General features: G+C 63.0%; 19 protein-coding genes and 1 tRNA gene. 3 read left to right on the forward strand and 17 right to left on the reverse strand.

Annotated elements, in window-relative coordinates:
* Position 1: 1 nt before the first annotated feature.
* Positions 2–994, reverse strand: a complete 993-nt coding sequence (locus HDG39_RS16485; RefSeq protein WP_184007020.1) for a 2-keto-3-deoxygluconate permease — start codon at positions 992–994, stop codon at positions 2–4.
* 303 nt (positions 995–1,297) lie between these two features.
* On the opposite strand from HDG39_RS16485, the gene HDG39_RS16490 reads away from it, so the two are divergent.
* Positions 1,298–2,062, forward strand: coding sequence for a DeoR/GlpR family DNA-binding transcription regulator (locus HDG39_RS16490; protein WP_184006965.1), 765 nt, complete (start codon positions 1,298–1,300; stop codon positions 2,060–2,062).
* A gap of 47 nt (positions 2,063–2,109) precedes the next feature.
* Here the strand turns inward: HDG39_RS16490 and HDG39_RS16495 are convergent, their stop codons facing one another.
* The 13 genes from HDG39_RS16495 to HDG39_RS16555 all read right to left on the reverse strand — a co-directional run bounded on the left by HDG39_RS16495 (position 2,110) and on the right by HDG39_RS16555 (position 19,947).
* On the reverse strand, positions 2,110–2,511 hold the full coding sequence (locus HDG39_RS16495; protein WP_184006966.1) for a RidA family protein: 402 nt from the start codon (positions 2,509–2,511) through the stop codon (positions 2,110–2,112).
* A 76-nt stretch (positions 2,512–2,587) separates the two neighbouring features.
* Entirely contained in the window at positions 2,588–4,969 is a 2,382-nt protein-coding gene (locus HDG39_RS16500; protein WP_184006967.1) for an acetamidase/formamidase family protein, read from the reverse strand.
* Between the two features lie 271 nt (positions 4,970–5,240).
* The gene (locus tag HDG39_RS16505) at positions 5,241–6,491 is read right to left on the reverse strand and encodes an acetamidase/formamidase family protein (protein ID WP_184006968.1); all 1,251 of its coding nucleotides are present in this window, start codon (positions 6,489–6,491) and stop codon (positions 5,241–5,243) included.
* 64 nt (positions 6,492–6,555) lie between these two features.
* Positions 6,556–8,166, reverse strand: coding sequence for an amino acid ABC transporter permease/ATP-binding protein (locus tag HDG39_RS16510; RefSeq protein ID WP_184006969.1), 1,611 nt, complete (start codon positions 8,164–8,166; stop codon positions 6,556–6,558).
* The gene (locus HDG39_RS16515; RefSeq protein ID WP_184006970.1) at positions 8,166–9,092 is read right to left on the reverse strand and encodes an ABC transporter substrate-binding protein; all 927 of its coding nucleotides are present in this window, start codon (positions 9,090–9,092) and stop codon (positions 8,166–8,168) included. The genes HDG39_RS16510 and HDG39_RS16515 overlap by 1 nt, the downstream gene beginning before the upstream one ends.
* Before the next feature lie 240 nt (positions 9,093–9,332).
* A complete protein-coding gene (locus HDG39_RS16520; protein WP_184006971.1) occupies positions 9,333–9,569 on the reverse strand; it encodes a hypothetical protein in 237 nt (78 codons plus the stop codon).
* 24 nt (positions 9,570–9,593) lie between these two features.
* Positions 9,594–11,090, reverse strand: a complete 1,497-nt coding sequence (locus tag HDG39_RS16525) for an efflux transporter outer membrane subunit (protein ID WP_184006972.1) — start codon at positions 11,088–11,090, stop codon at positions 9,594–9,596.
* Positions 11,091–11,107: 17 nt separating this feature from the next.
* Positions 11,108–14,203, reverse strand: coding sequence for an efflux RND transporter permease subunit (locus HDG39_RS16530; protein WP_184006973.1), 3,096 nt, complete (start codon positions 14,201–14,203; stop codon positions 11,108–11,110).
* Between the two features lie 16 nt (positions 14,204–14,219).
* The gene (locus tag HDG39_RS16535) at positions 14,220–15,503 is read right to left on the reverse strand and encodes an efflux RND transporter periplasmic adaptor subunit (protein WP_184006974.1); all 1,284 of its coding nucleotides are present in this window, start codon (positions 15,501–15,503) and stop codon (positions 14,220–14,222) included.
* 193 nt (positions 15,504–15,696) lie between these two features.
* On the reverse strand, positions 15,697–17,085 hold the full coding sequence (locus tag HDG39_RS16540) for a heavy metal sensor histidine kinase (protein WP_184007021.1): 1,389 nt from the start codon (positions 17,083–17,085) through the stop codon (positions 15,697–15,699).
* The gene (locus tag HDG39_RS16545; protein ID WP_184006975.1) at positions 17,082–17,753 is read right to left on the reverse strand and encodes a heavy metal response regulator transcription factor; all 672 of its coding nucleotides are present in this window, start codon (positions 17,751–17,753) and stop codon (positions 17,082–17,084) included. The genes HDG39_RS16540 and HDG39_RS16545 overlap by 4 nt, the downstream gene beginning before the upstream one ends.
* 65 nt (positions 17,754–17,818) lie before the next feature.
* Entirely contained in the window at positions 17,819–18,787 is a 969-nt protein-coding gene (locus HDG39_RS16550) for an oxidoreductase (RefSeq protein ID WP_184006976.1), read from the reverse strand.
* A 599-nt stretch (positions 18,788–19,386) separates the two neighbouring features.
* A complete protein-coding gene (locus tag HDG39_RS16555; RefSeq protein ID WP_184006977.1) occupies positions 19,387–19,947 on the reverse strand; it encodes an NADPH-dependent FMN reductase in 561 nt (186 codons plus the stop codon).
* Between the two features lie 149 nt (positions 19,948–20,096).
* On the opposite strand from HDG39_RS16555, the gene HDG39_RS16560 reads away from it, so the two are divergent.
* Entirely contained in the window at positions 20,097–21,167 is a 1,071-nt protein-coding gene (locus tag HDG39_RS16560) for a tyrosine-type recombinase/integrase (RefSeq protein ID WP_184006978.1), read from the forward strand.
* 131 nt (positions 21,168–21,298) lie between these two features.
* Entirely contained in the window at positions 21,299–22,306 is a 1,008-nt protein-coding gene (locus tag HDG39_RS16565; RefSeq protein ID WP_311666231.1) for a P63C domain-containing protein, read from the forward strand.
* Between the two features lie 84 nt (positions 22,307–22,390).
* On the opposite strand, the gene HDG39_RS16570 is transcribed toward HDG39_RS16565, so the two are convergent.
* From HDG39_RS16570 to selA, 3 genes are all read right to left on the reverse strand, one after another.
* Positions 22,391–22,486, reverse strand: a tRNA-Sec gene (locus tag HDG39_RS16570).
* Between the two features lie 49 nt (positions 22,487–22,535).
* A complete protein-coding gene (selB, locus tag HDG39_RS16575; protein WP_184006980.1) occupies positions 22,536–24,449 on the reverse strand; it encodes a selenocysteine-specific translation elongation factor in 1,914 nt (637 codons plus the stop codon).
* Positions 24,450–24,462: 13 nt separating this feature from the next.
* Positions 24,463–25,911 carry an L-seryl-tRNA(Sec) selenium transferase gene (gene selA / locus HDG39_RS16580; protein ID WP_184006981.1) on the reverse strand — a complete coding sequence of 483 codons (1,449 nt, stop codon included), beginning with the start codon at positions 25,909–25,911 and terminating at the stop codon, positions 24,463–24,465.
* Positions 25,912–25,956 lie beyond the last annotated feature (45 nt).

A 25,956-nucleotide genomic window follows, 5' to 3' on the forward strand; every position in this document is an offset into this window, starting at 1 on the left:
CTCAACGTGTCGCTCCGACGGTCGAGTCTCTCGCTTCCGTGCGCGTGGCGACACGCTTTGCGACAGCCGCGGTGAGTATGGGCGAGACGATGGCCGTCACGACCACGCACGCGGCAACCAGCAGCGTCGCACTTTTGGCGGCTTCAGCGTAGACCGGGTTGGCCGCGGCGATCAGCGCCGGCACCGCCGCGCCGTTGCCCGCCGTGTTGGCGGCCGCCACCCCAGCGACACCCGTGCCGCCCGTCAGCCGATCGGTCAGGTAAAGGGGAATGCCCGTGACGATCACCACGGCAATGCCGAGGCCGATGCCCAGCAGGCCCGCTTGCCATACCTTGTGCAGGTCGAGGCTCGCACCGAGCGCCAACGCGAAGAACGGAATCATGACCGGCACGGCGCGGCCAAGAAAGGCGCGCATTTCCCGGTCGAGATTGCCCAGCAGCATGCCGGCCATCAGCGGCAGGACGCTGCCGACCAGCGTCTGCCAGGGAAACGCCGAAAGCCCGGCCACGCCGAGCGTGACCATGGTGAGGAACGGGCCGGATTCGAGCGACATGATCGTGTACGCGCCGACGTCTTCAGATTTGCCATATTGCCCCATCAACGCCATGTAGAGGCCGCCGTTGGTGTCGTTCATCGCGGCGACCACCGCGAGCGTCGACATGCCGGCGAACAGTCCGGAGGAGACGGGCATCTCGCCAAGAAAATGGCCCAGCACGAAACCGACGACAATCGCCGTCCCCACCTTCGCGGCAAACAGCGCGCCGCCCTTCTTCAGCAGATAGGGCGTCGCCTTGATATCGATGGACGAGCCCATGCACACGTAGAACACAGCAAGGATAGGCAACGCACCCGTAAACAGCGCATTCGTGAAGGAGCCGAAGAATTTCGGCATGCCCGGCAGAAAGGTGGCGATGACTGCGCCGAGAAGGAGCGGGACGATCATCATTCCGCCGGGTACGCGTTCGATTGCGCGCTTGATGGGTAGTTGGGCCATAGTTGTCTCACGGTTGTTTGTGATCGATATGATCACTATAATGATCGATTCAATCATTCGTGAGTGTACGCCCGCCCTCTGCTTCGCGCAAACATTTCTGGAATAGCCCTTTTTACAGCCTGGAATTTTGAAAATTATGGGGGCGCTGGGCTTGCCGCCTGAATTGATCGATTCAATCAATTCAGTCAATTTGACGCAGCCCGCCTGCAGCCGCAGGCGGGCACATTCGCGCGGCGCACCGTTTGATTACACTTACGCGATTCGACGCCTTTACACGGCGCACCACCCGGGCAAACCATCACCATGAAAGTTACGAACCGCCGCGAGGCAATGCTGCAGGCCGTCCTCTCCGGCATGACCGATGTCAGCGCGTTGTGCGAGCACTTCGGCATGTCCGAGGCGACGGTCCGCCGCGACCTGCGCGCGCTGGCCGACGAACGGCGCATCGTGCGCACCTACGGAGGCGCGGCCGCTTCGCTCGGTCTTCACGAACCCGAGGAATCGCTCGATAGCCGCCGCGAGAGTTTTCGCGAGCAAAAGGAGGCCATCGCGCGCGTGGCCGTGAGCCATGTGCAGGATGGCGACGCCATCTTTCTCGACGGCGGCACCACCACCGCGGCAATGGCACGTTTGCTCGCCGGCCGTCGCGAGGTTCGCGTCGTGACCAACAATCTGTTGGCCGTCAACACGCTCGCTGCGAGCGAAGTGCCCGTCACGCTGATCGGCGGCGATCTGCGTCCCACCAGCATGAGCACGCTCGGCCCGCTTGCGCAGCTTGCCTTGAGCCGCCTGTCGGTCGACAAGGCATTTCTCGGCGCGGACGGCGTGGTGGCTGACCGAGGCCTCTGCGAGGCGTCAGCGGAGCAGGCCTACCTGAAGGAATGCGTCATCAGGCAGGCTGCCCAACTCTTCGTACTGGTCACCTCGCACAAGCTGGACCGCGCAAGCCAGCAACACTGGACACCGCTCGAACGCGAGTGGACGCTCGTGACCGATGCCCGTCGCGACGCACCTGAGATGACCTCATTCCTGTTGCACGGCGAGGTGACCGTCGAGACGACGCGGTAGCATGGGCACATTGACTGCCAGGTATAACGGCTGCATCGAGTCGCTGTTCAACCCGGCCTGCGAGCAATGAAGTCAATTTCGACGAGCGCGTCACGCGCCAATCCGGTTACGCCGATACAGGTCCGCGCCGGCAATCTCCCAGTCGGAAAATAAGCTGCATAGACGGCGTTCATCGTCGCGTAATCCCGTTTGAATTCGGTCAGGAAAATCCGCGCCGAAAGGACATGTTCGAGGCCCAGATCCATCCCCTTCATCACCAGTATCAGATTGTCCATCACTCGTGTCGTCTGGGCGGCCACGCCTTCGGGAAGCGGTGCGTTGTCGTCCTCCGGCGACGTCGGCATCTGGCCTGTGAGAAACACCCAGCCGTCGTGCTCGGTTGCATGGGAGAAAGGGCCTACCGGTGTCGGGCCGCCCTCGACCATCCAGAATTTTGTAGATACATCCATTCGCGGTAACTCCGGAAAAAGGAAAGCACCGTGCGCACCGCTTCGGCAGACCGATCGCGCGCGCACGACAAGATGATTATTCCGTGAACAAGGCCTTGCGGATGATCGCGTGCACACCCCAGTTGCCGTCGACGACCTGTGTCACACCAAAGTCGACTGCGACCGACATCAACGAGATTGCTTCGTCTTCGGTAAGGCCCTTGGTCGTCATCAGAAAGCGGCGCGTCTTGATGAACGCGTCACGCATCGCGAGATCCAGCGTCGACTTCTCGTAGACCTTGCTCTGCGCGTGCGTGCCGAATTCAGCCAGATAGTTGGCATGACTGAATCCATGTAGTACCCACTCGTCGGCGGTTTCGACGAGCGGATACGTGAGATCCGCGTACGGTTGGCCGGTCAAAGTCGCTCTCTTGTGCAATATCAGTTGGAACTCGCCGGTCAGCGAGCATTCGATCGCCGTCCCACATAGCTCGGAATCGCCCTGCGATGCGTGCGGATCCCCGACCGACAGCAATGCGCCGGGAACACCCACCGGCAGATAGACGCTCGCACCCTGCGCGACGCGCCAGTTGTCCAGGTTGCCGCCGAACGCGGACGGCGGAATCGAGTCGATGAGACCGTCCTGTTGCGGCGCGACCGCGATCAGACCGAAATGCGGGCGCACCGGAATCTTGACACCCTTGAGAATTCCATAATTTTCCTCAACGGTGGAATGATCGACCGGAACGCCCGGATAGTCGATGGTCGGATGCACGACACCGAACGGATCGCATTGCGGCGTCCAGCGGTAGTTGTAGACCGCTCGCGCAAAGGGCGTGCCCTGGTCCGGCCGGGGCTCTGCGTCGAGTTCATAAATCGTGACGACTTCGCGCGGTTTAGGCTCGGTCAACAATTCACGGTAATGGAAACCCCACCACGCGGCCGCATTGCTGCCGAACGCCCGCCCGCTGAATTGCGGATTCGCGCAGCGCCGCGGATGCACCTCGAGGATCCTGACTTCCAGTATGTCGCCCGGCTCGGCGCCACGTACCGCAATCGGGCCGGTGCAGATATGCACCCCAAACCCTTCGCCTGCGCCTCGACCGTAGATCGATGCGTCGATCGGTCCGGCGCCGCGCCGGTTCACGTTTTTGCGCTCGGCGGTCCAGTGGAACACGCTTTCAGCGCCTGGATCGCCGGCCACCATACGCGCCCAGTCGTCCGACGCATGCTGCGTCAGCGTCTCGATCGTCACGCTATCGCCGCTGTCGACTTCGAGCACCGGCTTCAGGTCGTGCGAGAAATAGCCCCAATGTACCGTGTTGGCCGTTGCACGCAACAGATGGTGGCGCGGCTTGCCGGACCGGCTGCTGATTGCCTGCCTCGAGCCGGTTCGCGTGTCGACAGGGCGACTGGCTACGATCGCACCGGCAGCGTCGAGCGTTGCTTCCCGCGACGACGCTTTCGCGGGAACCAGCAGCGCATCCGTGTTGAGCGGCAATCCGCGCGAAATGCGCTGCACCACATGCCGGGCCAAATCGAGGCTCGCTTCATGACGGAAGGCGCGCGGCGACGTCTTGTACTGCTCGCGAAACGCACGGCTGAAATGCGCCGGATCGTTGAAGCCCCAACGAAAACAGATATCCGAAATCGACGTCTTTTCGTGGAGCGGATCGACGAGTTCGGCCCTACAGCGTTCAAGGCGGCTGAGCCGCAAATACGTGGAGAAGCTCTGGCCGGCACTTTCGAACAGCTTTTGCAGGTAGCGCTGCGAGACGCGCTCCTCTGTGGCGAGACGCGCGAGGCTGATGTTGGGGTCGCCAAGCTGCGCATCGATACTGCGGCACACGCGCGAGAAGATGGCCGCCTGTGACGATGTCAGTCCGCTAAGCGGCGTTTCGCGCTGTTGCACGGACAGAATCGCCACCAGAAACTCGACCAGTGCGAGCTCGAGCGGACGCAGGTCGTTGGCGGACATCGTCTCCACGCCTTCCGCAAGCGACGCAAGAAAACCGGAAAACACATGCCCGACACCGACATCTCCGGCGATCCGGCCGGCGTTCATCGACGATGCAAACAGCCGCCCCCTGATCGCCGAGCGCGGTACACGCGCGACAAAAGCGCGGAAATCGGTCGCGAAAAGCAGCGAGGCGCCTTCGCCCGACGGCAGAAAGACCAGGTCGTTCACTGCCAGAGGCTGACGTCCGCTGTTTGCCTGCAGCGTCGCCACACCGTCAAGGTGCAGCACAATCAGCACGCCGTCGCCACAGGCAGCATTTGGTTCGAGCGTCTGCGCCACCGACGCCAGCAGGCCCAGATCAAAACCGCCGGGCGACCTCTGCGCGACGATCGTGCCACGCAACGCCCGCACAGAAGCAATCGCACCGCTACGCCACCCCATCGTGTCAAGCGCTTTAACCCACGCGCGAAGCCGTTCGGCCTCCGAATAGGACTCGGTAGTAAAGCGCAGCAAATCCAACGTTGACTCCAGAACAGACGCGCGTCGCACGAGCGCAACGCCCGCTACCCGAGGACAGATTCGACGAGCGGTACGGGTCGCCCAAAAAAGCAATAACCGCACCAACTCGGGTCGGGTGCATCGCGAGGGCGCGGCGGCCCGAGCGCCGGTGGCCGCCCGACCGCGATGATTGCGCGCGCAGGCACCAGCAACGCCCCTGTGCACTGAACTGACGCATACGGGACGCCCGCGCACACGCGCGGCGAATCGCCCGCGGCCCGAGCGGGACGTCTCAGCGGCCGGCGCCGCCGACAAAGACGTTCTTGCGAATTGATCCATGCACACCCCAATTGCCGTCGACCACCTGTGTGACGCCGAAATCCGCGGCGACCGACATCAGCGCAATGGCCTCATCCTCGCTTAGCCTGTGCACGGTCATCAGGAAACGGCGCAGCTTGCGGAACGCGTCGCGCATTGCCTTGTCGAGGCTCGCGTGCTGTGCCACCTCGGTCTGTCCGGCCGGGCCGAGTTCCGCCAGGTAGTTGGCGAAAGTGAATCCGTACACCGACCATTGGTCGTCGGTTTCCAGCATCGGGTGCGTGAGGCCTTCGAGAATCGTGCCGCCGAGGTCATTCTTCTTGTGCAGCACGAACTCGAAGTCGCCGGTGAGCGAGGTTTCGATCGCCGTACCGCCAAGTTCACTGTCACCCTGCGCCGCATGAGGATCGCCGACAGAAAAGAATGCGCCTTCGACCGCGACCGGGTAATACATCCGCGCACCTTTTCCGACGCGCCAATCGTCGATATTGCCGCCGGTGTAGCTGGGCGGAATCGAGCTGACATAGTCGAGCTCCGCCGGCGCGAGCCCCATCGTGCCGAAATGCAGCCTGGCCGGCACCTTCACGTTCGGCAGGATGTTCTCGCGTTTCTTCACCAGCGTAGGGTCGACCTTGACGCCCGGGTAATCGATCATCGCGTGGACCACGCCGTCCGGGTCGGTTTGCGGCGTCCACACGTAGTTGTAGACCGCACGCGCAAATGGCTCGCCCGAGGTATCGAGCTCGAAGATCGTCACGACTTCACGGGGCTTCGGCTCCTCGATGAGATCGTGGTAATGAAAGCCCCACGATGCGGCGACATTCGAACCGAAACAACGGCCGCGATAGCACGCATTGCAGCTCGGCCGCGGGCGCACGTCGAGGATTCGCACTTCGAGCACGTCGCCCGGCTCGGCCCCTTCGATCGCGACCGGCCCGGTCAGCAGATGCACACCGACACCTTCGCCCGAGCCGAGCGTAAACGGTCCGTCGGCTGGCCCCGCGCCCCGGCGCGGCATGGCCTTGTGCTCGCGGGTCCACTGAAAGATGCTTTCGGCGCCGGGGTCGCCCGCGACCATCCGTTCGTGGTCGTCGTTCGCATGGTGGGTCAGCGTCTCGATGGTGACCCGGTCGCCGGAACGCAGCGTCAACGCGGGCGCGACCTGTTTGCTGAAGTAACCCCAGTGAACCGTTTCAGGCGAAACCGGGAGTGTATGGTGCTTCATGTCTGTTCGAACCTCGTAAGACGCCCGGCACGAACGGCCGGGCGATGCTGAATGGCGTGCGCCGTCAAGACGCGACTTCGAGCCGGTCGTCCGCGCCCATCACGCTCAGAAATCGAGCTGTCAACGGATGGCGCGGCTGGGTGAGCACTTCATGCGTGGGTCCCTGTTCGACCACCGCGCCGCCGCTCATGAACACGACACGATCGGCGACCTGATCGGCAAAGCGCAACTGGTGCGTGGAGATGATCATGGTCAGGCCGCCTTCGTCCACGAGCCGCTGAATCACGTCGAGTACCTCGCCGACGAGTTCGGGGTCGAGCGCGGAGGTCGGTTCGTCGAGCAGCAGCACGCGAGGATTCGGCGCCAGCGCGCGGGCAATCGCGACGCGCTGCTGCTGTCCGCCCGACAGATGTCGCGGCAACGCATCCGCGCGATGACTGAGGCCGACGCGTTCGAGCAGTTCGCGCGCGCGGCGCTCGGCGTCGGCCGGTGGCATCCCGTGCACCCAGCGCAGCGGCCCGGCGATGTTCTCGCATGCCGTCAGATGGCTAAATAGATTGAAATGCTGGAACACCATGCCGACGCCGGCACTCGCTCGCTCGTTGGCGAGGTCGCCCTGTGTCATTGGCTGACCGTCGACCCGAAAACCGATGCGTTTGCCGCCGATACGGATTTCGCCGGCATCCCACTGCTCCAGGTGATTGATACAGCGCAGTAGCGTGCTTTTGCCCGATCCGCTCGGCCCGAGCAGCGCAATGACCTCGCCGAAGCGGACCGTGAGGTCGAAGCCGTCGAGCACCGTCTGCTTGCCGTAACGCTTGCTTAGCCCTTTCACCTGCACCGCCGCTTTCTGCGTCTGCAGTAGTTCGTAGCGGCTTGCGCGCTCCGCATGGGCCTTGCGCGCAACCGGCACGGGCGCGGCGTCCAGCGGCGCACCGACGGATAGCGTCGCGCTTGCGGCGGAGGGCTCCACGGCGAGCGCGGCCCGGCGCCACGGCAGCAGTCGCGCAAAGCGTCCGGACGGACTGCGATCGAGATCGAGCGCGGTTTCGGCGAATAGCTGGATCGCGGCAATCAAGCCGGTCAGCACGAGATACATCAGCCCGGACGCAAAGAAGATCGAGAAGAAATCAAACGTCGACGACGCGAGTTGCGTGCTGCGCAAGGTCAGTTCGTCGACCGCGATCACGGAGGCCAGCGACGAGTTCTTCAACGCGCTGACCGATTCGTTGCCGAGCGCCGGCACCATGGTGCGGATCGCCTGCGGCGCGATCACACGGCGCAGCAACACGGTCGGCGTCATGCCGAGCGCCTGCGCCGCAAGAACTTGCCCACGGTCGACGCCGAGCACGCCGGAGCGCAGGATTTCCGCGATGAACGGCCCCTCGTTCGCCGCAAGCGCGAGACCCGCGGCGCCCATCGCGCTCAACTTCAAACCGATGTGCGGCAGCGCGTCGTACGCGAACACGAGTTGCAGGATCAGCGGCGTTCCGCGAAAAATCACCGTGTAGCCGCGCGCGATGACGGCAAGCGGCCCCACCTTGCTCAGTTGCATGCTCGCGAGCACCAGTCCCACGATCAGACCGCCAGCCAGCCCGAGGAGCGTGACTGCGATGGTGAAGCCGATGCCGCTTAACAGATACGGCAGGCCGACATAGTGCAGGAACAAATTCATCAGTTCGAGGCAATCAGCTTGGGAGTTTCGAGATTTTCAGCACCAAGCGACCACTTCTTCAGCAGCTCGGTCTGGGTGCCGGACTTCTGGATCGCGACGAGCGCCGCCATTACCGCCGCGCGCATTGCCGGATTCGTTTTAGGTACGCCGATACCAATCGAATACGGCAGTGTCACCGCATTGGCCTTTTCGAGCTGGCCCGGATACGCCTTGACCGCCTGGTCCACCGTATTGACGTCGTTGATGTAGGTATCGGCGCGGCCTGAGAGAATCGCCTGGATTGCGTTCGCGTTGTTGTCGTACAGCTGCACGGCAGCTTCCGGCTTGTTCGCCGCCTTGCAAGCCGGTGCGAGCTTCTGGATCAGCGGCACTTCGACGTAGCCGGTGTTCTCCGCAGCGGTCGTGCCGCACATCGTCTGGTTGATGCCGCTGATTTTCTTCGGATTGCCCTTCGCAACCAGCACGCCGTCGAACACTTTCGAATAGGTGATGAAGTCTGCCGCCTTCGCGCGCTCCTCGGTCGCATAGATATCGGAGATCACGATGTCGGCCTGTCCGCTTTGCAGCGTCGCCAGCAGCGCCGAGAACGCGACAGGCTTGTACGCCATCTTGAAGCCGAGGCAATTGCCGATCGCCTCGCCGAGATCGATGTCGAAACCGATGTATTTCGTCGGATCGTTCGGGTCCAGCGCTTCGTAACCCGGCGTGTGCGGGTTGATCGCGTTGATCAGCGTCTTGCCCTTGAATTGCGGGTATTTCGCCTGCAACGCGGCGCACTCGGCGGGCACCGGCGCGGCGGCTTGAGCGTGACCCGACATCATCAGCGCCAGCAGACTGGCAGCGCCGAGAAGCAGCTCGCGCCAGCGGCGGCCAAAACCGCCCGCGCGCGGCATGCCACGTCCATGACCGACAATATTTGTGTTCATCCCCATACTCCTGAACGGCAGATGTCAAAGGCCCACCCTATGTACGCCTCGTTGCATCGCACGAAACCAAGGGTAGGTGAACGAAATTCCGTGGACTTGTTCCAGCGCGCCCAAATGCTTGCACGGGCGCGAAGCAGGACATCAGCGCCGCGAGCGGGTCGATGCTGTCGCACGCCCAGTCGAGTCGGCAGCGCGCCCGGCAAGCTGGACGCTTCGACTGCCGGGCGCAATGCGTCGTACTCAATGCGATGACGCCGTCCCCGCCTGCAGCGTGGCGGCAGGTATTTGCGCTTCGCGCGGGAAGTAGCACGCCGGCGATTTGACGTGCACTTGCTGATTGCCACAGGGCAGGCCCGCATAGTCGACGGTCCGGGTTGTCGCCGTCTGCGCAAGCGGCGCACGGTGAGCCTGTGCCGACGAATAGGCGCAGCCGTTCAGCAGAGCGACGAAGATCAGGCCAATGAGAGTTCGTATCATGAGGAATGTGTCGTGTGTTCCGACTCAATGAGCTTCTTTCAGCGCCGCGCTCGAGACCAGCGCGTCCGACCTGTTCCACCAACCGCCGCCGACGGCCTGAAAGAGCGCCGCCGTGTCCGCGAGCCTCGCAGCTCTCGCCTGGATCGCGGCGACGTGCGCCGTTTCATAGCTTTGCTGTGCCGTCAGCACGGACAGGTAAGCGATCTCCCCCGTCTGCAGCTTCCGGCGAGCGATCTCGAGGCTGCGCGATGCAGCCTGTTCGGCGGCCACGGACGCTTCCAGCGTCTTCGCATCGGCTTGCACACTCTGCAAGACATCGGCAACGTTCTGGAACGCGTTGATGACCGTCAGGCGATACTGCGCCCCGGCCTGCTCGTAGACCGCCTGTGCGGCGCGCTGGCGGTGCAGCAGCGCCCCGCCCTGAAAGATCGGCTGCGCGACCTTGCCGACCACGTCGAAGAACTGGTTGTATGGCGTGAACGCGTTGGCGAGAGCATTCGGTGAGGTGCCCAGTGCGGCGGTCAGTGAGATCTGCGGCAGCCGGTTGGCGATGGCGACGCCGACCTGTGCGGAGGCCGCGTGCAGCGTGGCGGCAGCGGCGCGAATATCCGGGCGTTGCTCGACCAGCCTGGACGGCAGACTCACCGGAAGATTGTCAGGCAGGTGCAGGTCCGCCAGATCGAAGTGCACCGCCAGGTCTTCATTCGGAAAGCCTCCCACCAGAGCAGTCAGCGCATCGCGCTGTAGCGCCCGTTGCTTTTCGAGCGGCGGCAACGCCGCTTGCGCCTGGGCGAGCACAGCCTGCTGTTGCAACAGATCGGCCTGTGCGGCCTCGCCGAGCGTGTATTCACGGCGGACGATGTCCGCGAGTTCGGTGTCGGCCTTGATCATCTCTTCTTGCGCGGCAAGCTGACCTCGCAAGGCCGCTTCGTCGATCGCCGCGAGCGCCACGTTGCTGCTCAACGTCAGATAGGCCGCTTCGAGTTCGAAGCGTTGGTTCTCGGCTTGCGCGGCCGCCGATTCGACGGTCCGGCGATTCAGGCCGAATGCGTCGAGCGAATATGAAACGGTCAGCTCGCCTGTGTAGAGCGAATAGATGCGCTGGTTGTTCGCCGCGACCGGTGCGAGGCTCGCAGTCGGCGTCCCGTTCCTGCTGCCCGACGCATCGAGACCGATGCTGGGGAAGAACGCCCCCTCCTGCGCCAGCATGTTTTCGCGCGCGCTAGTGAGCGCAGCGTGTGCGGCGTCGATCGTCGGGCTGCGCCTGAACGCGCGATCGATCAGCTGGTTCAACTGCGGAGACTGGAACAGCGTCCACCATTGCCCGGGTATATCGCCGCCGGCGACGAAGTCCTGCGCCGGCCCATCCGCGCCGGCCGCCGCCGCGGTCCTCGAAGGCAACGGCGCTTGCGTATAGCCGGCTCCAGCCGGTGCGGCAGGCTGCGTGAAGTTGGGACCGACCGCGCAACCCGCGAGCAGCAACGGTATCAACAGGCTGGACGAACGTTTGAAGGTGATCATGTGAGTAGCACCCTGTGTCATTCTGCGTATTCCGGTACGGTCTGCTCTTGCGGCACCGTGCGCTTGCGGCGGTCGAACCACGGGTACAGGGACGGCAGCACCAGCAAGGTCAGCAGCGTGGCCGATATCAGTCCACCGATCACCACCGTGGCGAGCGGCCGTTGAACTTCCGCGCCGGAACTCGTGGAAAAAGCCATAGGCAGGAAGCCCAGACTCGCGACAGTCGCCGTCATCAGCACGGGACGCAGCCGTGTCAAGGCAGCCTGCCGCGCAGCCTCGATAGCGCCAAGGCCGCTCGCCCGCTTCTCGACGATGTAGCTGACCAGCACGACCCCGTTCAACACCGCAATGCCGAACAGCGCGATGAAGCCGACGGCGGCCGAAATGCTGAACGGCAGGCCGCGAGTCCAGAGCGCCAGGATCCCGCCGATTGCCGCAAACGGCACGTTGAAGAAGATGAGTGCCGCCAGGCTCACGCTGTCGAACATCAGATAAAGCAGGACGAAGATCACCGCCAGGGCGACGGGCACGACCACGTAGAGCCGCGACATCGCCTCCTGCAGATTCTTGAAGCTGCCGTTCCAGGACAGGCTGTACCCGGGCGGAAGCTTGACCTGCGTGGCCACGGCATGTTGCGCAGCGAGCACGAACCCGGCGAGATCGCGGCCGCGCACGTTGGCCTGCACCATGATCACGCGCTGCCCCTCTTCGCGCTCGATCGTCGAAGGACCGGGCTCCATCCGGATGTCGGCGACTTCGGCGAGCGGCACGGCCTTGCCCGTGCCGTTGCTCACGCGTAGCGCGCCGATTCGCGCCACATCAGTGCGGTCTTGCGGCGTCAGACGAACGCGTATGTCGAAGCGGCCATCGTTATTCGAAATCGAGCCAACCGTGCGGCCTCCAAGCGCCTGCACCACGTCGAGCACCTGGCTCGCATTGAGGCCATAGCGCGCCACCGCATCCCGGTTCACGATGATGCGCAAGTACGGCTGGCCGACCGTCTGTTGCGCCTGCACGTCGGCGGCTCCCGGCACGCGAGCGATCACGCTCGCAATACGCTGCGCGGTATCGTGCAACGCGTCGAGGTCGTTGCCGTGAATCATCACGGCTACATCCGCCTGCACGCCCGCCAGCATGTCGTCCATGCGCATCTGGATCGGCTGGGCCCAATCGAGCGTGAGGCCGGGAACCGCGCGATTGAGCGCATCCGAATACGCTTCGACCAGTCCCTCCTGAGTCTGCGCGGTCTTCCACTCCGATTTCGGCTTGAGCATGATGAAAGTGTCGCTTTGCTCGACACCCATCGGATCGGTGGGAATCTCGGAACTGCCCCCGAGCGTGACTGCCGACTGGACTTCGGGAAAGCGCATTAGCGTTCGCTCGACCATCGTCTGTGACTCGACCGCCGACGGCACGGAAATGCCGGGCAGCTTCGTGGTCGTGACCGTGAGCGCCCCTTCTTCCAGACGCGGCAGGAATTCCGCACCGAGGCGCGAGCCGAGAACGCCCGCGAGCGCGAGCAGCAGCACGGCAAGCCCGATAGTCAGCACGGGACGATGCGCCGCGCGCGTGAGCACCGGCTCATAGCGCCGCCGTATCCAATGGATGATGCGGCTCTCGTGTTCGGCCACCTTGCCGCGCAGCAGAAAGCTCGCGAGAACGGGCATCACGGTCAACGTGATCACGAGCGACGCGAGGAGCGCGAACACGACCGTCAACGCCATCGGGCGGAACATCTTTCCCTCGACGCCCTGGAGGCTGAGAATCGGCAGATAGACGGCGGTAATGATCAGGACCGCAAACGTGACGGGCCGCGCCACTTCCCGGGATGCCTCGAGCACGACCGCCCGCATGGGCCGCGCCGGTGCTTCCGCGCGCCGCCGTACGATGTTCTCGATCATGACCACCGCACCGTCGACGAGCAGGCCGAAATCGATGGCGCCCAGGCTCATGAGATTGCCGGACATGCCCGCGCTGTACATGGCGATCGCCGCGGCCAGCATCGACAAAGGAATCGCCAGCGCGACGATCAGGCCGGCGCGCGCATTGCCGAGCAACAGCAGCAGCACGGCAATCACGAGCACGGCGCCTTCGACCATGTTGTGAGCAACCGTATGCAGCACGCGGTTCATCAGGTCGGCGCGGTTGTAGTACGGTGCGATTTCGACGCCGGGCGGCAGCGTCCTGTTGATTTCCTTGACGGCGTCCTGAACCCGCTGCGCGACGATACGCGTGTTCTGCCCGAGTCCCATCAGAACGACGCCGACAACGGCTTCGCCTTGGCCGTCGCGCGTGACCGCGCCAAGCCGGGGCATCGGCGCCTCGACGACGCGCGCGACATTGCGAACGTAAAGCGGCGTGCCATCCGGCTCGGTGCGCAACACGATGTTGCCGATGTCAGTCGCGTTGCGAAGCAGCCCTTCGCCGCGAATGATGGCCTCCCCGCCGTTGTGCTCGATGGTCGCGCCGCCGGTTGCGCCGTTGTTCATCTGCACGGCATTGAAGATGTCGGCGGTCGAAAGGCCGTAGCGCGTGAGCGCGTCGTCCGCCACCTGCACTTCGTAGGTCTTCAATTCGCCGCCGTTCACGTTGACGTCGACCACGCCCGGCACTTCGCGGAATTTCGGCGCGATCTGCCAGTCGAGCAACGTTCGCAGCGTCATCAGCGATTGCCCGTGGCCACGCACCTGAAATTGATAGATCTCGCTCAGGCCATCCGACAGCGGTCCCATCTGAGGCGAATTTGTTCCGGGCGGAAGCTGCACCGTCTGCAGGCGCTCGCCGATCAGATTGCGATCCTGATAGATGTTCGAGCCGTCGGCAAAGCGCACGTAGATGACCGACAGCCCATAACGGGAAATGGAGCGCAGCGCCTGCATGCCGGGCAACCCTTGCAGGGCGAGTTCGACGGGCGCGGTAATCGAGCGTTCGATATCGACCGGAGCGAGCCCCGGCGCTTGCGTCGTCACGAGCACCTGGACCGGCGAGATATCGGGCTGCGCATCGAATGGCAGTCGCTGCATGCTGACGAGCCCAAAGGCGATCAGTACGGCGACCAGGATCAGTACCATGGCGCGATTCTTCAGCGCCGCATCGACAATCTTCGTAATCATGACCTGCGCTCGCGGTTCAGCCTTCGTCGGGAATGGTGGTTTGCATCAGCGCGGCCTTCAGCCAGTAGCTGCCGTCGGCGACCACCGGCGTTCCGGCCGTGACCCCGCTCACGATCTCGGTCATGCCGCTCTCGGCCACGCCGGTACGGACCGTACGCGGGAGGAAGTGACCCTGACCCGCAGGCACGAATACGACCGTCTGCCCGTTCACGTCCTGTAACGCGGAATCGGGCACCAGCACGGAATCGTGGCCGAGCGGCGCCGCGATGTTTGCCGTGGCGAACAGGTTGGCGCGCAGCAGGCCGCCGGGGTTCGGCACTTCGCAACGCACCGTGACGGTGCCCGTATTCGGATCGGCCTGATCCGCGACGTCGATGACGCGTCCGCTGAACGGCTGGTTCGGATAGGCATCGACGTTCACCGCGACTGTCTGACCCGCGTGCACGGCAGCGGCGTCGTGTTCCGGCACGCTGACTTGCAGCCACACGGTCGACAGATCCGTCACCGTGACGAGCGACTGCGACGTATCGACGATGTTGCCGGCGGCCGTACTCACCGCCGTGACGACACCGTCGAATGGCGCGACCACGGCGCCGAGCGAGTCGCGCGGACTCAATGCGGCAAGGGTGCGCATGTCGCCTTTTGCCTTCGCGGCGGCATCGATCGGCATCAATCGTTGTGTCATGCCGCGCCATTTCTGCAGATCCGCTTGCCGGGAGCGCAGCGTGGCATCGGCATTGGCCGCCATCGCGCGACGGCGCTCGAGTTCGCTTTGCGCAATGCCGCCGGCGTCGACCAACTCAGTGCCGCGCGCGAGCGCGGCGTGTGCCGCGTCGGCTGCGGCCGTCGCATCGGCGAGCGCGGCTTGCGCGCTGGCGAGCTGGCTGCGCACATCGGAGAGGTCGAACTCGTCGAGCACGGCAAGTCGCTGCCCCGCACGCACGTGGTCGCCAACCGCGACGTCGATGGCCTCGATCCGACCTCTGGATGGGGAACTCAGTTGTGCCAGCTGTTTGCCGTTGAAGGCGATCACGCCCGGCGCGGTGATGGTCCGCACGCCTGGGCGAAGCGCCGCGTCGGCGATCTGCAGATGCAGGTTCGAGAGCGCCTCGGGCGCCAGGTCGACGGCGCTGGAAACGGTAGGCGTACTGCTCGCTACCGCTGACGTGGCAGATTCAGCCGCTACGGGTTCGGCCGTTGCCCACGTGGTCCGCGAATGAATCGCGAAGGCGCCGCACAGAACGATCAAGCCGGCCCCGGCGACGGACGCATACAGGCGTCTCTGGTAGTTGGTTTTCAATGAGTCCCTCGCAGAATCGAATTGACCTGACACACTCGAAGAGCGAGGACTTAATGTCCTCGATCGCCTGGTGTCGATTATCGAAATCTGCGGCTGATACACACATTGCGGCTGAATGTCATTTTTGACATTAAGGCTGGCGACGTGCGCGAGGTAGAGGAGGAGAACGGGCTGCGGCGCGGCGCGCCGCGCTTTAGACGAGAGCCGGAAAATACAGCGTAAACACCGTGCTGCCTGCGCGGCTCAGCACTTCGACCTTGCCTCGGTGCGATTCCATGATCGCTTTGACGATCGCAAGACCGAGCCCGGTATTCTTCGCCGATCCCTCGCGGGCAGCATTGACGCGATAAAAGCGTTCGAAGATTTTATCGATATGTTCGGGCGGAATGCTCTCGCCGTTATTCATGACCTGCACGGCCACATACTCTCCCGAGCGGAACGCTCGTAGCACGACTTCGGACGCGGTCCCGGCATGCTCCAGCGCATTGGATAGCAGATTGCTGACGGCGCGCCTGAACAGCGTCGGATCGGCTCGCACTTGCACGGGCCCATCGATGAAGAACCGAACGCTCTTATTCTCCGCGACGGCATCGAAAAATGCGGTGAGTTTGGCGAATTCGCTTTGACAGTCGAGCGACCCTAGCTTGAGTTGCTGTCTGGCATGATCCGCCCTCGCGAGAAACAGCATGGTCTCGATCATGCGCTGCAGTCGCTCGCACTCCTCGATATTCGAATCGATGAGCGTCTCGTACTCATCAATCGTGCGCGGCCTGGACAGCGTGATTTGCGAGGAGCTGATGATATTCGCGAGCGGCGTGCGCATGTCGTGCGCCAAATCCGACGAGAACTGCGAGAGGCGCGTGAAGGCGCGCTCGAGCCGGTCGAGCATGCGATTGACCGGGACAGCTATGTCGTGAAGCTCGACGGGGCCGCCGCCCATCGGCAAGCGATTGTCCAGATTGTGTGCCTCGATGCTGGAAATGCGAGCACCGATCGTTTTCACAGGCGCGAGACCCCGTTTCGCGATCGCATAACCGAGTGAGCCCATCAGCAGCGAACCGCCGACGAGCACGAGCAATAGGTCCTCCTGAAAAGCGCGCAGCACCGAGCGCCGTACATGAGCCGCGTGCGCGAGAACGATCTGGATCGTCTCGCCGGACGACAGCTTTTCTCGCCCCACAACGCAGCGGGCAGGCCCGACGACCGGCGGATTGCAGGTGAACGGACCAGACTCGGCGTCTTTGCCCAGCCCGGATGCCAGATGCTGCCCGCGTCCCCCGGTGTACACCAACAGTTCACCACCCCCGCCGGATATCGCGAAAGACACCGCGGGATGTGAAAGCAGCGCCTCCTGAAATACCGCACCGTTTTGCGCGACCGATACCGCGCTGCCCAATGTGCGAGCCTGCTCCATGAACTCCTGAAGCTTCTCGGCAATTTCGCTGTCGTCGCGGCGTCGCAGTTCCAGTGAGAGCGTATGGTAGAGAAGGCCGCCGGCGAGCGAAAGCACCAGGATGGCAAGAATCGAAAACGCGAGCGCGAGCCGCTTCAGCAGTGAATACGGCGCGCCGGCCCCAATCATGCCCTGTCCTCCAGCACGTAGCCCATGCCGCGAACCGTATGCAACAGCTTGTTTTCGAACGGGCTGTCGATCTTCGTGCGCAGACGCTTGACCGCCACGTCCACGATATTGGTGTCGCTGTCGAAGTTGATATCCCACACGTGGGAAGTCACGAAAGCCCGGGTCAGCACTTCGCCCTGGCGCTCGGCGAGCAACTTCAACAGTGCAAACTCCTGAGCCGTCAATTCGATGCGCACGTTGCCGCGCCGCACGCGCCGCCTGACCAGATCGATCTCCATGTCGGAGACACACAAAACAGTGACCGACGACTGCGCCGGCCTTCGCAGCAGCGCACGGACCCGCGCCAGCAATTCGGCGTAGGCGAACGGTTTGGACAGGTAGTCGTCCGCACCGGACTCGAGCCCGACGACTTTGTCCTGGACCGTGTCGCGAGCCGTCAACAGCAGTACCGGCGTATGTTTTTTCTCCCGTATACGCTTGAGGACTTCGAGCCCGTCGAGTTCGGGCAGCATCACGTCAAGCAGAATCAGATCGTAGTCTTCACTAAGCGCAAGGAAGAGGCCCTCCTTGCCATCAAGGGCGGTATCCGCCTGGAAGCTCGCTTCCATGAGGCCCTTGCGGAGATAGGACGCCATTTTCGGCTCGTCCTCGATAATGAGTATTCGCATGGTGCTGCAACCTGTCGTTCAATTAGCGCGATTCAAAAAAAATCCGGCGGCATCGTGCGTCCAACTCACGCGGTCCGCTCGGACTGCAGATGAAAGCGAATCTGCGTGAGCGATTCGCATACCTGCCACAAACGCTGGGCGGTCAATTCATCCATGGCCTGCGTCGCGACACTCGCTTCGCCGATCCTGCGCCCGCGTGCCTCGAGGAAACCTTGCGGCCCGTAATAGCCGCCGTCATCGACGTGGGGCGACGTCGCCGCGTAGAGCGTCGGCAGCGCGCCGGCGGATTCGCTGTTCAGCGCGGCGCTGATAACGTGGCCAGCGAGGCTGCGAGCAGCACGTGAGAGCGGGGAACGATCGCCGGAACGAAACAGATTGGTGTTCGCGACCCCGGGGTGGGCGGCTACAGACATGACTCGGGAATTCGCCGCGCGCAGTCGACGGTCGAGCTCGAAGGCGAACATCAAATTCGCCAGCTTCGACTGGCGATACGACTGCATCGGCGAATAATGCTTCTCCGACTGCAGATCGTCGAAATCAATTCTCCCCTGCTTGTGCGCGATGGAAGCAATCGTCACGACGCGTGGCCGGTCAGGCGATTCAGCCGCGGCAAGTTCGAGAGCGGGCATGAGCAGCGCCGTGAGTGCGTAATGGCCGAGCATATTGGTGCCGAACTGCAGCTCGAAGCCGTCGCTGGTCTCAAGACGTTTCGGCGGCGCCATGACGCCGGCATTGTTCACCAGAATATCAATGCGGCGTTGCTCCGCGAGTTCTTTCTGCGCGAACGAGCGGACGGACGCGAGGCAAGCGAGCTCGAGGATCGCCAGTTCCGCGCTTGCTCCGGGAACTTCGGCTTTCAGGCGGGCGAGAGCTTTTTCTGCGCGTCGATTATCGCGGCATGCCAGGATGACCCGTGCCCCTTTGCGCATCAGCGTCAGCGCGGCCTGATAGCCGATACCGCTATTCGCTCCCGTGATGAGCACTCGTTTGCCGGTCTGCGGCGCAATGTCGTCGGTGGTCCACCGTGTGTGCATGTTGGTCCGGGGCGGCGTGAAGATTGAATACCTGAGGCCGAGACTATCACGTCGGCGATCCGAGAGCATATCCGGCGACAATCATGCCGCGAGCCGCCCAGCATGGAGACTCGAGCCAACATCAATTGCTCTTCGCGTACTGCATCGATTGCGGTTTGCTCGCCCAGTCAGTCTCGAGTGGACTGGAATGATCTCGTTGTCATTATCGGAATTCGATCGTTAACACGATATGGCTGCTGGATGACGTTTCAGTCATTTCGGAGCGTCACTGGAAGTCCGACGAGTGCGCGTCGCTATATAACGCCGTTACCGAGCAGGCCGTCGACATGCCAAGCAATGCGCTCAAGGACTTCGGCGTGCAACGCGTCTAACCCATGCAGCGCTCGTAGGGCGAACGATCCATCACTGCTCGAAAACGGCTGCGCTCGCCGGCCAGTTGCGCATCCGTCGCCTGTGCTGACCGAGACGGTGTTGCGTACGCCTGCGACAGTTGAGCCAACCGTGGCATTCCCTGCAGCCGATGCAGCATTGGCGCCCATGCCGGTGCGAGAGCCCGACGCGTTCGCCGTCACCATATCCGCACGGGCTTCCTGTAAAGACTAGCCCTTCGCAAACCGCTCGATCCATTGCGAGAATGCGGCCATGAATTCCTCCAGAAACCGACTGGTTCCGGAATTGGTCAAGACACCTTGCTCGTCAAACAGACTAGCCATGCCGCCTACGTATGCTTCAGGCGTGGACATGACGTTCACGCCAATACAAACCAACGACTGCCGAAGGTGATGGTTCGCACCGCACCCGCCCATTGCTCCCTGCGACGAGGTGACAACGGCCGCAGGTTTCCCTAACAATGCGCTTGCTCCGTGAGGCCGGGAGAGAACATCGACAGCATTCTTGAGCACGGCTGGAATGGAGCGGTTGTATTCCGGGGTAACGAACAGAACCGCATCCATTGCTGACACGTCGTTTCTGACAGTTTTCCAGGCTGACGGCGTGTCGTCCTCGAGGTCTTGGTTGTATAAAGACAGCGCGCCTATCTCCACGATGTGCAGCGACAACCTTGGAGGTGCAATCTGCGCGAGTGAGTTGGCCAGCATGCGATTGAGGGACTTCTGGCGAAGACTGCCAATCAGTACAGCAACTTTATAGGGTTCCGACATGAGCGCTCCGTTGATGACAGAAGGGTGCGTTTGCGTTTGACGACATGCATCGCGCAAATGCCCCGGCTGAACATCAGATTAGATCGGAGAGACAAACAAGACCATCCTACGAACGACCTAGCCCAAGATGATGATGGCTGGTTAAAGACATGGGACGAAAGCCCACCCGAAACAAAAACCTACCGCCACGAATGCGAGCCCGCCACCGCGGGAAGGTCACGTACTACTACTACGACCTGGGCGGCAAGCCACGGCGCGAAGAGTCGCTGGGCACCGATTTCGTGCTGGCGGTGAAGCGCTGGTCAGAAATCGAGCAGGAACAGATACCGAAGGGATTCGTTCCCACGCTCAAAGCCGCCTTTGACGCGTATATCCGCGACATCATCCCCGGAAAAGCCGCCAGCAGTCAGGGCGCCAATCTCGTGCAGATTGGGCTGCTGAAAGAGTTTTTTGGCGACGACGCGCCGCTCGATGAAATCGAGCCCGTACATATCAAGCAGTACATGTATTGGCGTCACAAGAAAACAGTCGAATGGTACAAATCGAAGAACCGGGTTGTGCCGGCGAATGCCGGTCACGTTCGCGCGAACCGCGATATTGAGGTGCTCAGCCACGCGTTCAATTTCGCGCGCGAGATCGGGCTGACGAAGGCTGCAAACCCCTGTCTTGGCGTTAGAAAGAATGTCGAGACGGGGCGTGACGTCTATGTCGAGGATGAGATATTCACAAGGGTGTACGAAAAGGCCGACGTCCCCACTCGCGATGCAATGGATCTGGCCTATCTCACCGGGCAGCGACCGCAGGACACGCTCCTATACGATGAGCGCGATATTCGCGACAACTTTCTGAACATCGATCAGGGGAAGACTGGGAAGAAACTCCGCATGGAGATGTCCGGCGAATTGAAAGCCGTGATTGATCGCATCCGCCGGCGCAAGGCGGAATGTAAGGTGGTGAGTACCGCGCTGGTCGTCAATGAGAAGGGTCAGCGGATGCTACTGGACACGCTGCAGCGACGCTTTCGCGAAGCACGCCGTGCTGCCGGCGTAGCCGATAAGGATTTCCAGTTTAGGGATTTGCGTGCGAAGGCCGGCACAGACAAGACTGACAGCTCCGGCGATATCCGACAGGCCCAAAAGCAGCTCGGCCACACGTCAGTGGCCATGACCGAGCACTATGTGCGCAACCGCCGGGGCGACAAGATCAAACCGACCCGCTGATTCTTGGTCAAAACGCCCCTCGATGGTCAGAATGCATAAAATATCTAACTTTCCACTTTAATGATAGATGTATCTTGCATTCAAGTTCGAAGCAAGATAAGATGCGAACTCCTTAATCGAGGGAGTTGGTCGTGGCTGAGATAAGCGGAAGAGCAAAAGGCGGCAAAGCGGCGGCGGCAAAGCTAACGCCGGAGCAGCGCAAAGAGCGGGCGAAGAAGGCCGTAGCTGCACGCGAAGCAAAGAAGGAATTGCCGAAGGCGACCCACGGCTCGGCGGATCACCCACTGCGTATTGGTGATGTCGAGATTCCGTGTTACGTGCTCGAAGACGGGACGCGCGTACTGTCTCAACGCGGCCTGATTGCGGGCCTGGGCATGGGAAGCGGCGCCGACCGACTGCCCAGTTTTTTCAGTGGGAAAGCTGTTTCCCCCTATACAAACAAACAGTTAACGGCGGCGATCCGAAATCCAATTCGGTTTGTCGCCCCGCATGGTGGTGTTCCGGTAAATGGCTATCCGGCAACGATTCTGGCTGATATCTGCGAGTCTGTACTTTCTGCGCGCAGTGCTGGAGTTCTTCAACCGCAACAAATGCACATCGCGGAACAGTGCGAAATCTTAGTGCGAGGCTTCGCACGCGTCGGCATCATTGCTCTCGTTGACGAGGCGACGGGATATCAGAAAGATCGTGCTAGGGATGCGCTGGCGAAAATCCTCGAAGCGTTTGTTGCCAAGGAACTTCAGCCATACGTCAGGAAATTTCCCGCAGAGTTCTATGAAGAAATGTTCCGTCTTCGCGGCTTGCCATTTGAGCCCGATTCCGTCAAGCGACCACCATATTTTGGCCATCTTACTAATGACATTGTCTATCGGAGGCTCGCTCCAGGCGTATGGAAAGAACTCAAAGCAAAGGTCAAAAAAAACGCGGAAGGTCGACCGAAGCATCAGCTCCACCGATTGCTTACCCCGGATGTGGGAGATCCTCGTCTTAGAGAATTGATCACAAAGGTAGTGACCGTCATGCAACTCAGCAATAAATGGCGCGACTTCAAGGACAAACTGGATCGCATCGCTCCAGCCTACGATGAAACTCTCCAACTACCGTTTGAACTGGAGAATGACAACGGTGAGGGCCTGTGATTGGCGACGATTTGCGGAAAAGCGCGGAATTTGCGGAAAAAAGATCGGGCAAAAAAACAGATGCCGAAATCCCGCAAAGCCTTGTGGCGGAAGGCAGCCGGAGTCGAACCGACCCGAGAGCGTCTGACGCCCTCAACTGGGTTTGAAGCCCAGCCGCACCACCGGATACGAATGCCTTCCTACGGTGATTGAATGACGCGAGCCCGATAGAAACAGACCGCCAGCCAGGTCAAGGCAGATCGAGCCAGCGGCTATCCGTGCGCACGAGGTGCAGGCCACGGTGAAAGCGAGTATACCCAACCCGGTCGAAGAACTCCAAAAGCTGGATCGCGCGTTTTCGGCCGAGCCCGGTCGCGTCGCGAAACGGCGCGGCCGCCACGGTGCCGCCGTTCTTGTGCGCCTCCGCCGCCGCGATCGACGCAAGTTCGCGAATCACCTTCTGGTGATAGAACAGGTCGTGCACGACCTGGAACAGCTCGCCCTGACGCGCGAGCTTGCGCAGCAACTGACGCACGCGCTGCTCCGGCACACCGTGCGCGTTCGCGAGCTCGCGCACCCACGGCGGATCGAAACGCCCCGCCTCGATCTCGGCCAGCAGCGTCGCGGCAAGCGCCTGATCGGCGGCGTCGAGCGTCACGGCGTGGCCGGGCAAATGCAGCCACGGTCCGCGTCTGACGAGCTCGCCACGCGCCGCCGCATCGTCGACCAGCGCGCGCCACAGCGCGTCGTCGACCGGTGGCGCCGCGATGCGCCGCAAGCGCGACACGTCCGGGCCGAGTTCGTCGGGCGAGCGCTCGTGGTATTGCGCGAGCGCACTCGTCAGGCGCCCCTCGAGCGTGTGCCATGTCGCGTCCGCGACCAGCAGCGCGTCATGGCCCGGCAGTTCGATCGTGCGTGTCGGGGCGGGCAACGCGAGCGCCGCCGCCGGCATCCCCGTGAGGCGCTCCAGCAACGCCCGCGACAAACCGTGCGGTGCGCGCGCGAACAGCGCGTCGAGTGAGCCGGTGTCGAGCAGCGACTGCATCGCGTCGAGCCAGCCGAAGCGCTCCGGCGAGCGCCGCTTGCGCGCCGGAGCGAACGCATCGAGCACGTGCCCGCCGCCCACCGTGCGATTGGCCTGAGCGTTACGCACGACGAAGCGATCGCCCGACACCGCGCACAGCGGCCGCTCGAACACGAGTTGCACGCGCGCGCGCTGACCGGGCGCGAGCGTGTCGCCTTCGAGCAGCGCGACATGCGCAACCTGATGCTGCGTGCCGAGATGCACGTGCAGCGGCTCCCAATGTTCGAGCGCGTGCGGCGCGTCGGCGAGCAGCGTCAACGCGACGTCGATGCGCTCGCTCGCTTGCGACAGTCGCGGATCGACGATCCAGTCGCCGCGCTCGATCGCACTCTTCTCGATGCCCGCCAGATTCAGCGCGCAACGCTGGCCGGCGCGACCGGTTTCGGCGGGGCGATTCTGCGCGTGGATGCTGCGCACGCGCACCGGTTCGTTTTTCGGCGCGAGCAGCATCGTGTCGCCGACGCTCACGCTGCCCGCCACTACGGTCCCGGTGACGATCGTGCCCTGCCCCGCGAGCGTGAACACGCGATCGACGGCGAGGCGGAACAGGCCGTCGTCGCGCTTCATGCGCCATGCGGCGGCCTGCTCGCGCAGATGCGCGTTCAGCGCGGCGACGCCCGCATCGCCCGCGCGCGTCGCGCAGGTATCGAATACCGGCGCGTCGCGCAGCACGCTGCCAGCGACGAACGCGCTCACTTCATCGCGCACTTCGCGCAGCCGCTCGTCGTCGACGCGATCCACTTTCGTCAACGCGATTGCGCCGCGCCGGATGCCGAGCAGTTCGACGATCGCCAGATGTTCGCGCGTTTGCGGCATCACGCCGTCATCGGCGGCGATTACGAGCAGCGCGAAGTCGATGCCGCTCGCGCCCGCGGTCATCGTATGCACGAGCCTTTCGTGGCCCGGCACGTCGATCAGACCGAGCACGTCGCCGTTGTCGAGCGGTACGTACGCGTAGCCGAGCTCGATCGAAATGCCGCGCGCTTTTTCTTCCTTGAGCCGGTCCGTGTCGACGCCGGTGAGTGCCTTCACGAGGCTCGTTTTACCGTGGTCGATATGCCCAGCAGTACCGACGATCATGCGTGCCCGTCCTTCAGTTGCTTTTCGGTTGCGCGATCAGCTGTGCGATCAATTGCGCTTCGTCGGCGGCTTCGAGGCAGCGCAGATCGAGCCGCAACGCGTCGTCGGCGATCCGGCCGAGCACCGGCCGCGCCATCTCGCGCAACTGCTTTTCGAGCGCGAGCAGATGACGGCCGCCGCGCTTGCCGTCGGTCATCCTGATGACGAGGCCATAGCTCGGCAGCACGTCGACGGGCAAGGCGCCGCTGCCGATCTGGCTGAACATCGGCTCCGCGGCCACGCTGTAGCGCGCGTCGATCGCCTGCTGTAACGCCGGTAACACGCGCTGCGCGGCGCCGTGAATATCTTCGGCGGGCCGCGTGAGGAGCCGTAGCGTGGTCAGCCGCTCCGTCAACTTCTCCGGCGCGCGATACAACTGGAGCACAGGCTCCAACGCCGCGAGTGTCAGCTTGCCGACCCGCAGTGCGCGCTTCAGCGGATGCTTCTTGATCTTCGCGATCAGATCGCGCCGCCCGACGATCAACCCGGCCTGTGGGCCGCCGAGCAGCTTGTCGCCGCTGAACGTGACCAGATCGGCGCCGGCCGCGACGGTCTCGCGCACCGTCGGCTCGCGCGGCAAGCCCCATTCGGCGAGATCGACGAGCGTACCGCTGCCGAGATCGACGGCGACCGCAAGCCCGCGCGCGTGCGCAAGCGGCGCGATCTCTTCGATGCCGACTTCCTTCGTGAAGCCACTGATCGCATAGTTGCTCGCATGGACTTTCATCAGCAGCGCGGTACGCGCGTTGATCGCCTGTTCATAGTCCTTCAGATGGGTGCGGTTCGTCGTGCCGACTTCGCGCAGCTTCGCGCCCGCGCGGCTCATGATGTCGGGAATGCGAAACGCGCCGCCGATTTCGACGAGTTCGCCGCGCGACACCACCACTTCCTTCTTCGCCGCGAGCGCGGACAGCGTGAGCAGCACCGCGGCGGCGTTGTTGTTGACGATGGTCGCCGCTTCGGCGCCGGTCAGCTCGCAGATCAGATCGTCGATCAGATCGTCGCGGTCGCCGCGCGTGCCGGTGGCGAGATCGAACTCGAGGTTGGCCGGTTGCGTGAGCGCGCTCATCACGGCGCGCACCGACTCATCGGGCAGCAGCGCGCGGCCGAGGTTCGTGTGCAACACGGTGCCGGTCAGATTGAACACGCTGCGCAGCCGCGACGCGTTACGCGCGAGCAGCGCCGCGGCGACCGACGCATGCAGCTGCGCGGTATCGAGCGCACTCACCGCCGGGTTGGCCGCCGCATCGCCCGATTGCGCGCTGATGCGCCACGCATCGAGCGCGTCGCGCAGCGCGTTGAGTACCTGGGTGCGGCCGTATGCGCCGATGAGCGGCGCGAATTCTTCCGACGCCAACACCTTGTCCACCGACGGCACGCGCGCCATCAGCGCGCGCAATGCCGAGCTGCTCACATCGCTCACGAGCAATCCTTATGTCGTTTTGAACTTGGCTCCGGTCAGGTCGCC

It is taken from the genome of Paraburkholderia lebeckiae (genome assembly GCF_014201005.1).
Lineage (GTDB): Bacteria > Pseudomonadota > Gammaproteobacteria > Burkholderiales > Burkholderiaceae > Paraburkholderia > Paraburkholderia tuberum.

What these genes read in the sequence shown, in the direction of transcription:
- HDG39_RS16515 (WP_184006970.1), bottom strand. Translation starts at nt 9,092, where the DNA reads ATGAACACAAATATTGTCGGTCATGGACGTGGCATGCCGCGCGCGGGC.
- HDG39_RS16525 (WP_184006972.1), bottom strand. Translation starts at nt 11,090, where the DNA reads ATGATCACCTTCAAACGTTCGTCCAGCCTGTTGATACCGTTGCTGCTC.
- HDG39_RS16505 (WP_184006968.1), bottom strand. Translation starts at nt 6,491, where the DNA reads ATGAAGCACCATACACTCCCGGTTTCGCCTGAAACGGTTCACTGGGGT.
- HDG39_RS16495 (WP_184006966.1), bottom strand. Translation starts at nt 2,511, where the DNA reads ATGGATGTATCTACAAAATTCTGGATGGTCGAGGGCGGCCCGACACCG.
- HDG39_RS16485 (WP_184007020.1), bottom strand. Translation starts at nt 994, where the DNA reads ATGGCCCAACTACCCATCAAGCGCGCAATCGAACGCGTACCCGGCGGA.
- HDG39_RS16550 (WP_184006976.1), bottom strand. Translation starts at nt 18,787, where the DNA reads ATGCACACACGGTGGACCACCGACGACATTGCGCCGCAGACCGGCAAA.
- HDG39_RS16560 (WP_184006978.1), top strand. Translation starts at nt 20,097, where the DNA reads ATGGGACGAAAGCCCACCCGAAACAAAAACCTACCGCCACGAATGCGA.
- HDG39_RS16555 (WP_184006977.1), bottom strand. Translation starts at nt 19,947, where the DNA reads ATGTCGGAACCCTATAAAGTTGCTGTACTGATTGGCAGTCTTCGCCAG.
- HDG39_RS16530 (WP_184006973.1), bottom strand. Translation starts at nt 14,203, where the DNA reads ATGATTACGAAGATTGTCGATGCGGCGCTGAAGAATCGCGCCATGGTA.
- HDG39_RS16490 (WP_184006965.1), top strand. Translation starts at nt 1,298, where the DNA reads ATGAAAGTTACGAACCGCCGCGAGGCAATGCTGCAGGCCGTCCTCTCC.
- HDG39_RS16545 (WP_184006975.1), bottom strand. Translation starts at nt 17,753, where the DNA reads ATGCGAATACTCATTATCGAGGACGAGCCGAAAATGGCGTCCTATCTC.
- HDG39_RS16510 (WP_184006969.1), bottom strand. Translation starts at nt 8,166, where the DNA reads ATGAATTTGTTCCTGCACTATGTCGGCCTGCCGTATCTGTTAAGCGGC.
- selB (WP_184006980.1), bottom strand. Translation starts at nt 24,449, where the DNA reads ATGATCGTCGGTACTGCTGGGCATATCGACCACGGTAAAACGAGCCTC.
- HDG39_RS16540 (WP_184007021.1), bottom strand. Translation starts at nt 17,085, where the DNA reads ATGATTGGGGCCGGCGCGCCGTATTCACTGCTGAAGCGGCTCGCGCTC.
- HDG39_RS16520 (WP_184006971.1), bottom strand. Translation starts at nt 9,569, where the DNA reads ATGATACGAACTCTCATTGGCCTGATCTTCGTCGCTCTGCTGAACGGC.